General features: G+C 72.5%; 12 protein-coding genes. 5 read left to right on the forward strand and 7 right to left on the reverse strand.

Annotation, left to right across the window (positions count from 1 at the left end; all coding sequences use genetic code 11):
- Positions 1-82 precede the first annotated feature (82 nt).
- The 3 genes from DEJ27_RS02260 to DEJ27_RS02270 all read right to left on the reverse strand — a co-directional run bounded on the left by DEJ27_RS02260 (position 83) and on the right by DEJ27_RS02270 (position 2,355).
- Positions 83-664, reverse strand: coding sequence for a PadR family transcriptional regulator (locus DEJ27_RS02260; RefSeq protein ID WP_027465044.1), 582 nt, complete (start codon positions 662-664; stop codon positions 83-85).
- On the reverse strand, positions 661-1,521 hold the full coding sequence (locus DEJ27_RS02265) for a DUF4097 family beta strand repeat-containing protein (RefSeq protein ID WP_110858858.1): 861 nt from the start codon (positions 1,519-1,521) through the stop codon (positions 661-663). The genes DEJ27_RS02260 and DEJ27_RS02265 overlap by 4 nt, the downstream gene beginning before the upstream one ends.
- Before the next feature lie 156 nt (positions 1,522-1,677).
- Positions 1,678-2,355, reverse strand: coding sequence for a YitT family protein (locus DEJ27_RS02270; protein ID WP_181419959.1), 678 nt, complete (start codon positions 2,353-2,355; stop codon positions 1,678-1,680).
- Positions 2,356-2,416: 61 nt separating this feature from the next.
- Here DEJ27_RS02270 and DEJ27_RS02275 point away from each other — a divergent pair, with 61 nt between their 5' ends.
- From DEJ27_RS02275 to DEJ27_RS02285, 3 genes are all read left to right on the forward strand, one after another.
- Entirely contained in the window at positions 2,417-3,868 is a 1,452-nt protein-coding gene (locus DEJ27_RS02275; RefSeq protein WP_258369775.1) for a PLP-dependent aminotransferase family protein, read from the forward strand.
- Positions 3,869-4,039: 171 nt separating this feature from the next.
- Positions 4,040-4,714 (forward strand): DUF6518 family protein, encoded by a 675-nt coding sequence (locus DEJ27_RS02280; protein WP_110858859.1) that lies wholly within the window; start codon positions 4,040-4,042, stop codon positions 4,712-4,714.
- 63 nt (positions 4,715-4,777) lie between these two features.
- Positions 4,778-8,245 (forward strand): efflux RND transporter permease subunit, encoded by a 3,468-nt coding sequence (locus DEJ27_RS02285; RefSeq protein WP_111090235.1) that lies wholly within the window; start codon positions 4,778-4,780, stop codon positions 8,243-8,245.
- Here the strand turns inward: DEJ27_RS02285 and DEJ27_RS02290 are convergent.
- Together DEJ27_RS02290 and DEJ27_RS02295 are read right to left on the reverse strand one after the other, a co-directional pair.
- On the reverse strand, positions 8,242-8,538 hold the full coding sequence (locus DEJ27_RS02290; RefSeq protein WP_110858861.1) for a hypothetical protein: 297 nt from the start codon (positions 8,536-8,538) through the stop codon (positions 8,242-8,244). The two genes, DEJ27_RS02285 and DEJ27_RS02290, sit on opposite strands and share 4 nt — an antisense overlap.
- A 131-nt stretch (positions 8,539-8,669) precedes the next feature.
- Entirely contained in the window at positions 8,670-9,680 is a 1,011-nt protein-coding gene (locus DEJ27_RS02295) for an alpha/beta hydrolase (RefSeq protein ID WP_110858862.1), read from the reverse strand.
- Between the two features lie 110 nt (positions 9,681-9,790).
- Here DEJ27_RS02295 and DEJ27_RS02300 point away from each other — a divergent pair, with 110 nt between their 5' ends.
- Together DEJ27_RS02300 and DEJ27_RS02305 are read left to right on the forward strand one after the other, a co-directional pair.
- Positions 9,791-10,645 (forward strand): PPK2 family polyphosphate kinase, encoded by an 855-nt coding sequence (locus tag DEJ27_RS02300; protein ID WP_181419960.1) that lies wholly within the window; start codon positions 9,791-9,793, stop codon positions 10,643-10,645.
- A gap of 270 nt (positions 10,646-10,915) precedes the next feature.
- Positions 10,916-13,054, forward strand: coding sequence for a DEAD/DEAH box helicase (locus tag DEJ27_RS02305; RefSeq protein WP_110858863.1), 2,139 nt, complete (start codon positions 10,916-10,918; stop codon positions 13,052-13,054).
- 265 nt (positions 13,055-13,319) lie between these two features.
- Here the strand turns inward: DEJ27_RS02305 and DEJ27_RS02310 are convergent, their stop codons facing one another.
- Both DEJ27_RS02310 and DEJ27_RS02315 read right to left on the reverse strand, forming a co-directional pair.
- Positions 13,320-13,829 carry a DinB family protein gene (locus tag DEJ27_RS02310; protein WP_110858864.1) on the reverse strand — a complete coding sequence of 170 codons (510 nt, stop codon included), beginning with the start codon at positions 13,827-13,829 and terminating at the stop codon, positions 13,320-13,322.
- A 36-nt stretch (positions 13,830-13,865) separates the two neighbouring features.
- Positions 13,866-14,444, reverse strand: a complete 579-nt coding sequence (locus DEJ27_RS02315) for a MarR family winged helix-turn-helix transcriptional regulator (RefSeq protein ID WP_110858865.1) — start codon at positions 14,442-14,444, stop codon at positions 13,866-13,868.
- Positions 14,445-14,476: the final 32 nt, after the last annotated feature.

The following is a 14,476-nucleotide window of genomic DNA, read 5'->3' on the forward strand; positions in this document are numbered from 1 at the left end:
TGTGTCCGGAACCTGGTTCCGCGGGCGGTCCCGGTGACGGCCGGGAGGCCCGTGGTCGCGACCGCCTGTCGGCCGCCGGCCGTCAGAGCGACTTGCGCAGGGCCTCCAGGCCGTCGCGCAGCCGCGTCACGGTGTCCGCACCGAGCGTGCCGCGGGTCGCCCGACGGCGCAGGTCCGCACGCACCTGCTGCCGGAACGACGACAGGGCCATCTCGAGCTCGCGCAGGGCGCGGGCGCTGTCCGACGGCACGGACACGGGCTCCTCGGCGGAACCGGTCGCCGGGCTCTCGGCTGCGGCGGCCAGGTCGGCACGGAGCGAGCGCATGGCCTCGCCGACCGAGGCGCGCACGCCGTCGGCCAACGACTTCACCGAGTCGCTCACGCCGGACTCGACCGCGGCGATCTCGTCGGCACGCGCCGCGAGCTCGGCACGGCCGGCGTCCGTGATCGCGTAGACGGTCTTGCGCCCGTCGGCGGTCTTGGTGACCAGGCCGTCGTCCTCGAGCTTGGCGAGCCGGGGGTACACGGTGCCGGCGCTCGGCACGTAGGTGCCGCCGAAGCGGTCGCCGAGTGCCTGGATGAGCTCGTAGCCGTGCATCGGGTGGTCGGCCAGCAGGACGAGCAGGTAGAGGCGCAGGTGACCGTGGGCGAAGACGGGGCTCATTCGGGCACCTCGCTCTCGTTGGTCGGGGTGGTCGGTGTCGTCGGGGGTGCAGGTTCGGCGACCGGCGGGGCGTGCAGCACCGCGATGTCGCCGGAGACGGAGTTCACCCGCAGGTCGAGCCACTGGCCGGACAGTTCGCCGCCCTGCTTGACGTACGAACCGCGTACCCCGCGGATCTCGGCGTCGTCGAACTGCAGCTTGCCGGTCGCGGTGTTCACCGTGCACTTGTAGGCGACGCCGTCCGCCAGGCGGACGCTCACCGACCCGGACACCGTGTTGACGCGCGCGGACTCGGGGACCCCGTGCAGGTCGAGCACGACGTCGGCTGAGACACCGTCGGCCTGGAACCGCGGGATCTCGCCGGTGGCCACGACGTCGCCGGAGACGGTGTGCACCGCGAGCGCGCCGTCGAGGTCGCGGATCGTGGTGGCGCCCGAGACGGCGTTGACCGTGACGTCACCCGCGACGCCGTCGACGACCAGGTCGCCGGACACCGTGTTGAGCGTGGCACCACGGTTCGTGCCGGACAGCAGCGCACCGGCCGAGACGACACCGAGCGTGATGCCGGCGTCGCGGGGGACCAGGATGCTGACGTCGGCGTGGGCCTTGCCGCGGAAGGACTTCAGGAACCCGATGGGGTCGTCCCACCGGACCTGGGGGTGGTCGACGGTGAGGGTGTCGCCGTCGACCTCGATGAGCATCTGCTTGCCGGACACGCTGTGGATCTCGACCCGGGCCGTGGGTTCGTCGTGCGCGACGACGTCCACCTGCCCGCCGACGAGGCCGACACGCACGGTGCGCACGATGCCGGTGTCGATGACCTTGGGCTCGTCGACGAGCCACTTCTCCTGCGCCATGTTGCCTCCTGGAACTCGCGATGTATCGCGTCTGTGCAGGTCACGCTATATCGCGTTCCCTACGGCCGCAAGGGGTCGCACACGATCGCCGGGCGATCGCCGGGCGATCGTGAGCAGGACTGGTCGGGTCGGCGCCGTGGACCCGACCGTCCCTGCTCACGAAGCGGGCGTGGCGGGGGTGGGGCGGGCCTCCAGGGCGGGTGCTGCGACGCCGGGCGCTGCGGCGGTGCGCTCGGGGCTCCACGGGAACCGGCGGAAGTGCGGCATGAGCGGCTGGACCATCGGGCCGATCGCGAACGCCGCGATGACGGTGCCGACGCCGACGTCCCCGCCGAGGATCCACCCGACGATCACCACGGTGACCTCGACCAGGGTCCGCGCGAGCCAGATCGGCCAGCCGAGCCGCTGGTGCAACCCGACCATCAGGCCGTCCCGCGCGCCCGTGCCGAACCCCGCACCGATGTAGAACGCCGTCGCGATCGCGAGCAGCACGAGTCCCGCGGCGAACAGCCCGATCCGGGCGACGAGCCCCGACGGCTCCGGAACCAGCCAGAGCACCAGGTCGGCACTCGGCCCGATCGCCAGGGCGTTCAGCAGCGTCCCGATGCCCGGCTTCTGGCGCAGCGGGATCCACAGCAGCAGGATGACGCCGCTCGACACGACCGTGATGACCCCGAACGACCACGGCACGACGTTCTCGAGCCCCTGGGTCAGCACGGTCCACGAGCTCACGCCGACCACCGCGCGGACCTGCAGTGCGGTCGAGGCGCCGTAGAGGAACAGTCCGACGAAGAGCTGGACGAAGCGCAGGGTGAGGGCGGTGCGGCGGGGCATGTGGCCATCGTCCCGACAGATTGGCCTGCTGGTCGAGAGCCAATCGCGCTACCGTGGACCCGTGCCCCCTGTCCTGATCAGTGCCCGTGCCGCCGCCCACCTGCTGACCGACTGGCGCGCGAGCACCGACGCTCCGGCCTACGAGGCCCTCGCCGATGCCCTCCGGGTCCTCGTCATCGACGGTCGGGTCGCCCAGGGCGTCCGGCTGCCGGCCGAGCGCGGCCTGGCCGCAGCCCTCGGTGTCTCACGCACCACCGTCGCGAACGCCTACGCCCGGCTGCGCTCCGACGGGTTCCTGGTGTCCGTCCGTGGCTCGGGCAGCGTGGTCCACCTGCCCCGTGACCTGGTCGGCCGGCCCGACCCCGAACGCCTGGGCGGAGTCGTCGAGGGGGACCTGCTCGACCTGCGCAAGGCGGCCCTGCACGCGGCCCCCGGCATCGACGAGGCGGTCGAGCGGGCGGTCCGGCACGTGCCCGCCGCGCTCGCCGGCATCGGCTACGACACCGTCGGCGACCCCGGCCTCCGCGCCGCGATCGCAGCGCGCTACACCGAGCGCGGACTGCCGACCGAGCCCGCCCAGGTCATCGTCACCATCGGCGCGCAGCACGCCATCGCCCTGCTCGCGCGCGTGCTCGTCCGCCGTGGCGACGCCGTCCTCGTCGAGTCCCCGACCTACCCGCACGCGCACGAGGCCTTCCGCGAGGCCGGCGGCCGTCTGGTCGGCGTCCCCGTCGATGCGCGGACGGGGTGGGACGCCGCCGCGCTCGAGACGACGCTGCGTCGCACCGCGCCCTCCGTCGCGTACGTCATGCCCGAGCTCCACAACCCGACCGGTGCGACCATGTCCGCATCGACCCGCCAGCTCCTGCTGTCGGTCGCGTCCTCGGTCGGCACGACCGTCATCGCCGACGAGACGATGGGGGAGCTCCGGATCGACGGTTCGCCGTCGCCGCCGTTGGCAGCGGCCGACCCGTCGGGGGCGTCGGTCGTGATGATCGGTTCCGCCGCCAAGGTCTTCTGGGGCGGGCTGCGGATCGGTTGGATCCGTGCCGACCCGGCGCTGCTGCAGCGGCTGCTGCTCGCCCGCCCGACGGGCGACCTCGGCACCCCCGTGCTCGACCAGCTGGTCGTGCGCGAGCTGGTCCCGCGCACGGCGGCCGTCCTGGAGGCGCGGCGTGCGTCCCTGCGCGAAGGTCGCGACGCGGTCGTGGGGGCGCTCCGGGCGCGGCTCCCGGAGTGGGACGTCCCGGCGCCGGCGGGCGGCTTGACGACGTGGGTCGGGCTCGGCCGGCCGGTGTCGAGCGCGCTCGTGCTCGCCGCGAGGGCCGAGGGCGTGGTGCTGGCCTCGGGCGGGGTGTTCGGGCCGGACGGCGGGTTCGAGCGGTTCCTGCGGGTGCCGTTCACGATGGCCCCGGCCGACCGGGGGCGGTTGGTCGACGTGCTGTCGCGTGCGTGGGAGCGGGTCGGTGGCGAGTCGACCGGGGTGCGGGGGTCGTTGGCGGCGGTGGTCTAAGAGGTGCGTCGGGCTCTCGGGCTCGGTGTCATCCGCCGGGCTCGGTGTCATGCGCCGCGGCTCGGTGTCGTGCGCCGGGGGCTCGGTGTCATCCTCTGGGGTGAGGCCGGGTCCGGGGTTCTCGCTCCCCGGGGTGATGCGGCGTCGGTGGGGTCCGGCGAGGCTGGAGCCATGAACGCGACCCTGTCCGCCGGAACCCGCTCCGCTGTGCCGACGCCCGTCGACCCGCCCGCGCCGGTCCCCGCCGTGGTGCGGGTCACCATCGCGCTGAGCGGGGCGGTCCTGGCCGGCGTCCTGACGTCGTTCGGGCAGGCGGTGCCCGCACTCGCCTCCGTGTCGAACTCGGCCGGACCGTGGTTCCTCGTCGCGGCGCTGCTGTGCCTGGCGGCCGGAGCACGAGCGGGCCGCGTCGCCCTGCCGCTCGCGATGGTGCTCGGCGTCGTGCTCCTCGAGCTCATGCACGTCGGGTACTGGGCCACGACGGTCCTGCGCGGGTTCCCGGACGTGCTGTCGATCACGAACCCGTGGGTGCTGCTCGGGGTGCCGGCCGGGCTGCTGGCCGGGGCGGTCGCCGTGGCGGTGCGGTCCCGCGACGCCCGGTGGCGCGCGGGGGCGCTCGGTGTGACGGCCGCGGTGCTCGTCGGTGAGGGGATCCGCGGGCTGCTGCAGGTCGCCGCGACGACCGGGCACGTCACCTGGGTCGTCGAGATCGTCGTCGGGGTGGTGCTCCTCGGCATCGGGGTCCTCGGCACCCGCTCACCCGTCGCGCGCGTGGTGGCGCTCGGCACCGGGGTGGTCGGGACCGTCGCGGTGCTCGGGGCGTACCTGTTGCTCGGCGGGTTCTGATCCGACGGCGGGTTCTGGCTGCCAGCCGAACGTTCGTCGGTCGGTCCTGCGAGGATCGATGACGTGCACCTCCTCTCGGTCTTCAGCCTGCGCAACCGGGCCCTCATCGCGCTCGTCACGATCGTGGTCGCGGTCTTCGGCGGCATCGCGCTCTCGAGTCTCAAGCAGGAGCTGATCCCCAGCGTCGAGTTCCCGCAGGTCGCGATCGTCAGCGCCTACCCCGGAGCCACGCCAGAGGTCGTGTCGAACGACGTCTCGACGAAGATCGAGCAGGCGATCCAGGTCGTCCCGGACCTCGAGTCGACCAGTGCGACCTCGTCCACCGGGCAGAGCGTGGTGTCGGCGTCGTTCCAGTACGGATCGAACCTGGCCAGCGCCGAGGACAAGATCCAGACCGCGGTGAACGCGCTGTCGCTGCCCGACTCGGTGCAGACGCAGATCGTCACCGGGTCCTTCGACGACCTGCCGGTGCTGCAGGTCGCGGTCTCGGCGTCCGGCAACCAGGAGCAGCTCGTCGACCGGCTGCAGGCCTCGGCGATCCCCGACCTCGAGAAGCTCGACGGCGTGCGGCAGGCGGACGTCTTCGGCAACCCGGGCCGTCGCGTCGTCATCACGCCGGACCAGGACGAGCTCGCCGCCCGCGGCTTGACCCAGACGGCGATCTCGGACGCGCTCGACGACAACGGCACCCTGATCCCCGGCGGCACCATCACCGAGGACGGCTCGACCCTGTCGGTGCAGACGGGTGAGCGGATCGCTTCGCTCGAGGACATCCGCGCGCTGCCGCTGACGAGCTCGTCGAGTTCTTCGGGCTCGTCGGGCTCGGACGGATCCGGGTCGGGTGCCGCCGACGGGACGACGTCGTCCGGTGACGGCACGGCTGCGGGTGCCGCCGGTACGGGTGCGACCGGCGCCGGTGCGACCGGAAGCGACACGGGTGCGACCGGCACCGGGGCGACCGACACCGCCCCCACCGGTGACGCCGCGACTGGCGGGTCCACGACCGCGGCCACGCCGACGGACACCACCCTGGGTGACGTCGCGAAGGTCGCCATCACCGAGTCGCCGCGCACCTCGATCAGCCGGGTGGACGGCCAGCAGGCCCTGACGATCTCGATCACGAAGACGCAGGAAGCCAACACCGTCGACGTCTCGACGACCGTGCGCGACGCCCTGCCCGGTATCGAGGACAAGATCGAGGGTGACCCCCGCTTCACCGTCGTCTTCGACCAGGCGCCCTACATCCAGCAGTCCATCGACTCCCTCGCCGAAGAAGGCCTGCTCGGGCTCGCCTTCGCGGTGATCGTCATCCTGGTGTTCCTGCTGTCGTGGCGTTCCACGCTCGTCACCGCGATCTCGATCCCGACGTCGGTGCTCCTCGCCGCGATCGGCATGCGCGCCGCCGGGTACACGCTCAACATCATCACGCTGGCGGCCCTCACGATCGCGATCGGCCGCGTGGTCGACGACTCCATCGTCGTCATCGAGAACATCAAGCGGCACATGCTCCCCGGCGTCGACCGCGGCCGTGCCGTGCGGGACGCCGTGCGCGAGGTCGCCGGAGCGGTCACCGCGTCGACGCTGACGACCGTCGCGGTGTTCCTGCCGGTCGCCTTCGTCGCTGAACTCGTGGGGGAGCTGTTCCGACCGTTCGCCGTGACGGTCACCCTGGCGCTCGTCGCGTCGCTGTTCGTCTCGCTCACCATCGTCCCGGTGCTCGCGTACTGGTGGCTGCGCCCGCCGAAGGCGAAGCCGGGCGATGCGACGACGGCAGCGGACTCGGAAGCGGATGCAGCGCCGTCGGCGGGCGTCGCCGGGCACGATCACGACCGGTCCGAGGGCGTGCTCGCCTCCGCCGCGGACCTGCACGACGCCGGAACCGCCGACCGTCTGCGCCGCGTCTACCTGCCGGTGCTCCGGTGGGTCGTCCGGAAGCCGGTCGTCGTCATCCTGCTCGCCGTGATCGTGCTCGGCGGAACGGTGGCCACGCTGCCGTTCGTCACCACGAACTACCTCGGCGACTCCGGGCAGAACACCTTCACGGTCACGCAGGACCTGAAGGCCGGCTCCAGCCTCGCCGTCCAGTCCGAGTCCGCACGCAAGGTCGAGCGGGCACTGCAGGACGTCGACGGCGTCGAGACCGTGCAGACCACCATCGGCACGAGCGGCCAGTCGATCCAGGCGGCGTTCGGCGGGGGCGGCAGCGCCTCGGTGCAGTACGCCGTCACGACCGATGCCGAGGCCGACCAGCCGACGATCCAGGCCGACGCCCGGAAGTCGATCGGTGCGATCGAGGACGTCGGCGAGGTCACCATCGCGTCCTCCGGCGGCGGGTTCGGCGGCAGCAGCGACATCGAGGTCGACGTCACAGCGCCGACCCAGGCGCAGCTCGAGACGGCGTCGCGTCAGGTGCTGAAGACCATGCGGTCGGTCCCGGACACCACGGGCGCCACGAGCAACCTGTCCGCGGCGGAGCCGTTCCTCGCCGTCCGGGTGGACCGCCAGAAGGCCGCGTCACTCGGCCTCACCGAGACGCAGGTGGGTGGCCTCGTCGCCGCAGCGGTCTCGCCACGGGACACCGGCAGCATCGAGATCGACGACGCGACGCTCGACGTCTACATCGCCGACCCCGAGCCGCCGACCACCATCGCCGCACTCCGTGCCCTCGACGTCCCGACGAGCACCGGCACGGTCCCGCTGTCCGACGTCGCCACGGTCGAGGAGTCCGAGGGACCGACAACGGTCACCACGACGAACGCGGCCCGCACCGCCACGATCACCGTGACGCCGGACGCCACGAACCTCGGTGCGGCCGTGCAGTCCGTCACGACCGCCGTCGACGAGCTCGACCTGCCGAAGGGCGCGACCGCCTCGATCGGTGGTGTCGCCGCCAGCCAGTCGTCCGCGTTCTCGCAGCTCGGGCTCGCGGTGCTGGTCGCCGTGCTGATCGTCTACGTGATCATGGTCGCGACGTTCCGGAGCCTGCTCCAGCCGCTGCTGCTGCTCGTGTCGGTGCCGTTCGCGGCGACGGGCGCGATCCTGCTGCAGATCGCATCGGGCGTCCCGATCGGCGTCGCGTCGCTGATCGGTCTGCTCATGCTCGTCGGCATCGTCGTGACGAACGCCATCGTGCTCATCGACCTCGTCAACCAGTACCGACGGCGCGGGTTGCGGGTGCGCGAGGCGTTGATCGAGGGCGCGACACGACGCCTCCGTCCGATCCTGATGACGGCGATGGCGACGATCTTCGCGCTGCTGCCGATGGCGGTCGGGCTGACCGGCAAGTCCGGCTTCATCTCGCAGCCGCTGGCACTGGTCGTGATCGGTGGCCTGGTGTCCTCGACGCTGCTGACGCTCGTGGTGCTGCCGGCGCTGTACTTCGTGGTCGAGCGGGCTCGCGAACGCAACGACGACCGGATCGCCGCGGGGAAGACCCGGAAGCAGGCGCGCGCCGAGCGACGCCAGGAACGCGTGGAGCTCCGGCGGGAACGGCAGCGGCGACGGGCGGCGCGTTCCGGCAGCGCTGCCTAGCGGCGGTACTCGGCGTCGATGGCGGCGAGGGGCGAGACGACGACACGCTCGGTCCGCTCCTCGCGCTCGACCGCTCGGAACCACGACACGAGCACCAGGGTCAGCGTCACGAGGAACACCACGGCGGCGCCCTGCGACACGACGGCCAGCTGCCCGGTGACCGAGGCGTACCCGCCGAAGGCCACCGCGGCGACGAACGACAGCCCGAGCAGCAGCTCCCCGAACGTCTGCAGCGCCGGGCGGTCCCAGCGGGTCGCAGCGGCGCGGGCAGGGCGGGTCGAGGTGTCGGTCACCCCCGAAGTCTGCGGCCGGGGGCTCGACAGCGGCAGTCCCGACTCCGGGTGGCACCCACCCGGGGCACGCGGCCGGTCGCCTTGCGAGGCCAGCCGGTCAGCTCGCGTGGTCAGCCGGTCAGCTCGCGCGGTCAGCCCAGCTGCGTCCGCAGGAACGTGGCCACGCGGCGGCTCATCGCCTCGTCGAGCTGGGCGATCGAGTGTGCCGTGCCCTCGACCGCCACGAACGTCACCGGGACGTCGTGGGACCGGAGCGTCGCGGCGAACTCCTGCGACTCCCACATCGGGATGAACTCGTCGGTGGAGTGCCCGATGAAGAACGGAGCGGTGTCCGAGGTGACGTGGAACTCCGGCGACGCCCGGGTGGCCGCCGGGCACCTGGCGTACGACCGGCACCCCAGGTAGAGCAGCTGCTTGCGCTGGAAGGCCGCCGAGACCCCGTCGGGCTCGGTGGACCGGGTGGTCAGGTTCGTCGGCCCGCTCAGGTCGACCACGGCACGGATCCGGTCGCCGTCGGCGTACGCGGCGGAGTCGTGGTCGGTGACCGCGAGCATCGCGGCGAGGTTGCCGCCGGCGCTCCCGCCGAACACGCCCACGCGCTGGGAGTCGACGTCGTAGGTCTCGAGCGTCGCCGGACGGAACACGTAGTCGAGCGCACGGCGGACGTCGTCGAGCCCGGCCGGGAACGGGTCGGTCGGCGCCAGGCGGTAGTCGACGTTGAACGTCACGAAGCCCTCGGATGCCAGGTACTTGCACACGGACCGGTAGGCGGCGGTCGCCTTGTCACCGTGCGACCAGCTGCCGCCGTGGATCATCAGGACCGCCGGGCGTCCGGTGGTGGCCCCGACCGCTCGGGCATCGGGGTCGGCGGTGGCCGACGGCGTCGCGGTGGGGGTCGCCGTCGTCGCGGGGTCGCTGTCGGCCGGCAGGCACACGTCGAGGCGCTGCAGCGGATCGGTGCCGTAGGGCACGTCCGCCACCACGTCGATGCCGTGGTACCGCAGCGACAGCGGGTAGATGATGCTGTCCGCGGTCACCGTGGCGTTCTCGTCGCCGACCGGGTCCGTGCTGCAGGACGCCATCGCGCCGAGCGCCACGACCGCGGCGACGAGCGCGAGCACTGAGCGGCGGCCGGACTTCATCACGTCAACGCTAGCCGCACCGGCGGCCGCCCACGTCACCCGAGCGGACGATCAGCGGCAGTGCGAGGATGAGCACGGCAGCCGCCGACCGGAGCACCGCAGGAGGACCCGTGAGCAGTCGCAAGGCCTGGAACGCCGATCCCGAACCACTGCTCCGCGTCGAACCCGGGTTCCGCCTCGACCAGGTGGACCCGGACGACACCCCGGGCTTCCCCGGTCGCAAGATCGACGGCCTCGAAGCCCTCGCCGCCGGCGCCTCCCGTCTCGCCGCCCTGCAGGAGCGCCTGTACGCGGCGTCGACCGCCGGTGACGAGCGCCGGGTGCTGCTCGTACTGCAGGCCATGGACACCGCGGGCAAGGGCGGCATCGTCTCGCACGTCGTCGGTGCGGTCGACCCGAACGGGGTGCGCTACGCCGGCTTCAAGGCCCCGACGGCCGAGGAGCGCGAGCACGACTTCCTCTGGCGCATCGAACGACAGCTCCCCGCGGCCGGACAGCTCGGCGTGTTCGACCGCTCGCACTACGAGGACGTGCTCGCACAACGGGTCCGTGGGCTCGCCGCACCGGACGAGATCGAACGCCGGTACGGCGCGATCACCGCCTTCGAGGACGGCCTCGCCGCCGCCGACACGACCATCGTCAAGGTGATGCTGCACATCTCGAAGGACGAACAGCGCGAGCGCCTCGGCGACCGGCTCGACCGCCCCGACAAACACTGGAAGTTCAACCCGGCCGACATCGACGACCGCCTGCTCTGGGACCGCTACCAGCAGGCGTACCAGATCGCCCTCGACCGCACCTCGACCCCGCAGGCTCCCTGGTACGTGGTGCCCGCGAACCGCAAGTGGTACGCCCGCCTCGCCGTGCAGCAGCTCCTGCTCCGGGCGCTGGAGGACATGCAGCTGTCCTGGCCGAAGGCCGACTTCGACGTCGCCGAGCAGCGTCGTCGGCTCGCGGAGTCCTGAGCGCGCGACCACCGGACTGGAGGCCCGTCCCGCGCCCGGCACGCCGCCGCCGGACCGCGCGGGGCTGGCGTCAGGGCACCGGCTCGCGTAGACTCGCTCGGTCGGCCTTCGACGTCGTGACATTGTGATCACGGAAATTCTGCTGGGTGTGTGTTGCTCGAGGGCTGGAATCACGTCGACTCGCGACGGGATGAACCCCCTCTCCGCAAGCAGCCCCCGCCGATGTCGCTGTCGGGCGCTGCGGTACGTTGCGCACCCGAGAAAGCAGCCATGGCCCCGTACAACAAGGGCGGCGCGGACAACCGCGCCTCCGACCGCGTCCGCCACCCGAACGGCACCCCCGCCGCCCGCAGCAGCAAGCACCGCGGGTTCCGCGCCGCCGACCCGTCGCAGCCCCGCCAGAAGCAGCGCTGGGATGCCGAGGAGCGTCGCGGCCGCTCGTCGCAGGGCGAGCGTCCGGCCCGCCCGAACTGGGAGCCGCGTGACAGCGGCGGGCAGCGTCGCCCCGACCGCGATGACCGTGGCGGCCGCGGCTTCAACCGTGATGACCGCGCCCCGCGTCGCTTCGATCGTGACGACCGCGCGCCCCGTCGTGACAACGACGACCGTCCGCGTCGTTCGTTCGACCGCGATGACCGAGCACCGCGTCGCTTCGACCGTGACGACCGTGCACCGCGCTCGTTCAACCGCGATGACCGTGCGCCCCGTCGTGACAACGACGACCGTCCGCGTCGCTTCGACCGTGACGCTCCCTACTCGCACGGCCGTCCCGACGCTCCGCAAGCTCCGCGTCGCGCCGGAACCGGCTCGCAGGGGCCCAGCGCTCCGCGCAGCTTCAACCGTGACGACCGTGCGCCGCGTCGTGACAACGACGACCGTTCGCGTCGCTTCGACCGTGACGACCGTGCACCGCGCTCGTTCAACCGCGATGACCGAGCGCCCCGTCGTGACAACGACGACCGCCCCCGTCGTTCGTTCGACCGCGACGACCGTGCGCCCCGTCGTGACAACGACGACCGCCCGCGTCGCTCGTTCGACCGCGACGACCGCGCCCCGCGTAAGTTCGACCGTGACGACCGCGCCCCGCGCAAGTTCGACCGCGACGACCGCACCGACCGCGCCCCGCGCCGCTCGTTCGACGAGCCCGAGCGCGGCAAGTTCGTGCCGGCCGACGACGTCAAGCTCGAGAAGCTCCAGGCCGAGGCCACCATCGCGGCCGACGTCGAGGGCGTGACCTTCGGCGACCTGGGCATCGGCGGCAACATCTCCCGCGCCCTGCAGGAGCTCGGCGCCTCGAGCCCGTTCCCGATCCAGGCGGCGACGATCCCCGACGTGCTCGCCGGCAAGGACGTCCTCGGTCGCGGCCGCACCGGCTCCGGCAAGACCATCGCCTTCGGTGCGCCGCTGGTCGAGAAGCTCATGGAGCACGGCGGCGGCACCAAGCGCAAGATGGGCCGCGCTCCGCGTGCGCTCATCCTCGCGCCGACCCGTGAGCTCGCCCTGCAGATCGACCGCACCGTGCAGCCCATCGCGCGTTCGGTCGGCCTGTTCACGACGCAGATCTACGGCGGCGTGCCCTACGGCCGTCAGGAGGGCGCGCTCGAGCGCGGCGTCGACATCATCGTCGGCACCCCCGGTCGTGTGCAGGACCTCATGAACAAGGGGAAGCTCGACCTCAGCGAGGTCATCATCTCCGTGCTCGACGAGGCCGACCACATGTGCGACCTCGGGTTCCTCGAGCCGGTGCAGGAGATCCTCTCCGCCACGGCCGAGGTCACCCCGCAGGGCAACCGCGCGCAGAAGCTGCTGTTCAGCGCGACGCTCGACACCCAGGTCGCGGCGCTCGTCGAGCAGTTCCTGCACGAGCCGAGCGTGCACGAGGTCGCGGGTGAGGACCAGGCGTCCTCGACCATCGACCACCGCGTGCTCGTGGTCGAGCAGCGCGAGAAGGACCGTCTCCTCGAGGAGCTGGTCGCCGGCGACGGCAAGACCATCGTCTTCGCCCGGACCCGCGCCTACGCCGAGCGTCTGGCCGACCAGTTCGAGGACGCCGGCATCCGCGCGACCTCGCTCCACGGCGACCTGAACCAGTCGCGCCGCACGCGCAACCTGCAGCTGCTCACGAGCGGCCGGGTGAACGTGCTCGTCGCCACCGACGTCGCCGCCCGCGGCATCCACGTCGACGACGTCTCGCTCGTCGTGCAGGCGGACGCCCCGGACGACTACAAGGCGTACATGCACCGCTCCGGCCGCACGGGTCGTGCCGGCAAGGAGGGCACGGTCGTGACGATCGTTCCGCGTGGCCGCATCCGCAAGATCGAGGGCATCCTCGAGCGCGCCGAGATCGAGGCGGACCTGGTGCAGGCCGCACCCGGTGACGGCATCGTGTCGGAGCTCGCCGCGCGCTAGTCGCGACCACACGACGGACGGGAGGTGGGCCCCACCCGCCGGTACCGGCGTGACGCGCCAGCGGCATGACGGCCGTGACGGGAGGTGGGCCCCACCCGCCGGTACCGGCGTGACGCGCCAGCGGCATGACGGCCGTGACGGGAGGGACGGTACCAGCTGGTACCGGGCCTCCCGTCCGTCACATGGTGAGCACCGATGGTCGGGTCGCGACGTCGGACCCGACCATTGCTGCTCACGAAGCGGCCGAGCGACCGACCGCGCGCGCTCAGCGGTTGAAGAACAGCAGCCCGCGCACGAAGCCGGCCTGCCCGGCGTGCTGCGTGCAGTCGTCCAGGATGCTCACGAGTCGCGCGCCGGCCGTCACGGGCGGGTCCCACGCGTCGTCGACGACGGGGTCGAGGTCGTCCGGGCCGAGCGTGCCGAGGTACGCGACCGTGCGCTCGTGCACCGCGCGCAGGTACCCGGTGAGCAGCTCGGCAGAGGCCCGCACCCGCCCGACGTCGTCGCGGGACATGCCGTACCCGAGCGCCTCGGCCGGGAACGGCAGCCCGAACCGGTCGTACCAGCCGTCCGCCGTCCAGACCTGCTCGGAGCCGGCGAGCTCCGCGATCTGCACGTCCTGGCCACGGGCGATGTGCCACGCGAGCCACGCGAGGGTGTTCGCCCCGGCGGCCGGTCGTGTCGCGAGCTGGTCTTCGGAGAGCCCGTCGACGGCCCGCTCGACCGTCTCGGGGACGCGGGAGAACGCTTCGATGAGGAGTTCAGAGGGGGTCATGGCGCTCACGCTACGCGCGGACCGTGACACCCGCTGTCACACGGCGGCGCTGCGGCGGTGGCGCTCCAGGGCGGCACCGAGCCCCTCGAAGGCGGCGGCGACCACGGCGCGGTCCGACGGTGCGACGACCTGCCGGAACGCGTCGGAGTAGACGGCGCCGACCTCGTGGGCGACCGCCGTGCCCGACGGCGTGAGGTGCAGCAGCACGCTCCGGCGGTCCTCCGGGTTCGGGCGACGCTCGAGGTGTCCGTGCTTCTCGAGCCGGTCGATCAGCGACGTCATCGCACCGGTGGTGAGTTCGAGGTACTCGCCGGCCTGCTTCGGGGTCACGCCGTGGCCGTCGGCGGCGCTGAGGAAGAACACGAAGCGGGTGTCCGTGGCGTTCAGCCCGCGGATCGTGCTCTCGTGGTGCAGGACGCGCGCGTGCTGCGTCTGGAGCACCCGGAAGGCGGTGAGCAGTCGCGGCAGGTCGGCGTCGCGGTCCGTGTCGGCGGTGACGGGGTCGAGCGCCGTGACGTCGGGCGACACCGGTGCCGGCGGCGTGGTGGGGGCGACGCGCGCCGCGGGGACGGCAGGTGCGTGCGGGGGGAGGACGACCGGGTCGGTGTCCGTCATGGGAGCTCTTCTCGGGTACAGGTTGGGAACTT

It is taken from the genome of Curtobacterium sp. MCPF17_018, assembly GCF_003234135.1.
Classification (GTDB): Bacteria; Actinomycetota; Actinomycetes; order Actinomycetales; family Microbacteriaceae; genus Curtobacterium; species Curtobacterium flaccumfaciens.

Bases quoted from the DNA above. Each gene is read 5' to 3' on its own strand.
- DEJ27_RS02260 (WP_027465044.1), bottom strand. From the start codon at position 664: ATGAGCCCCGTCTTCGCCCACGGTCACCTGCGCCTCTACCTGCTCGTC.
- DEJ27_RS02265 (WP_110858858.1), bottom strand. From the start codon at position 1,521: ATGGCGCAGGAGAAGTGGCTCGTCGACGAGCCCAAGGTCATCGACACC.
- DEJ27_RS02270 (WP_181419959.1), bottom strand. From the start codon at position 2,355: ATGCCCCGCCGCACCGCCCTCACCCTGCGCTTCGTCCAGCTCTTCGTC.
- DEJ27_RS02280 (WP_110858859.1), top strand. From the start codon at position 4,040: ATGAACGCGACCCTGTCCGCCGGAACCCGCTCCGCTGTGCCGACGCCC.
- DEJ27_RS02295 (WP_110858862.1), bottom strand. From the start codon at position 9,680: ATGAAGTCCGGCCGCCGCTCAGTGCTCGCGCTCGTCGCCGCGGTCGTG.
- DEJ27_RS02305 (WP_110858863.1), top strand. From the start codon at position 10,916: ATGGCCCCGTACAACAAGGGCGGCGCGGACAACCGCGCCTCCGACCGC.
- DEJ27_RS02310 (WP_110858864.1), bottom strand. From the start codon at position 13,829: ATGACCCCCTCTGAACTCCTCATCGAAGCGTTCTCCCGCGTCCCCGAG.
- DEJ27_RS02315 (WP_110858865.1), bottom strand. From the start codon at position 14,444: ATGACGGACACCGACCCGGTCGTCCTCCCCCCGCACGCACCTGCCGTC.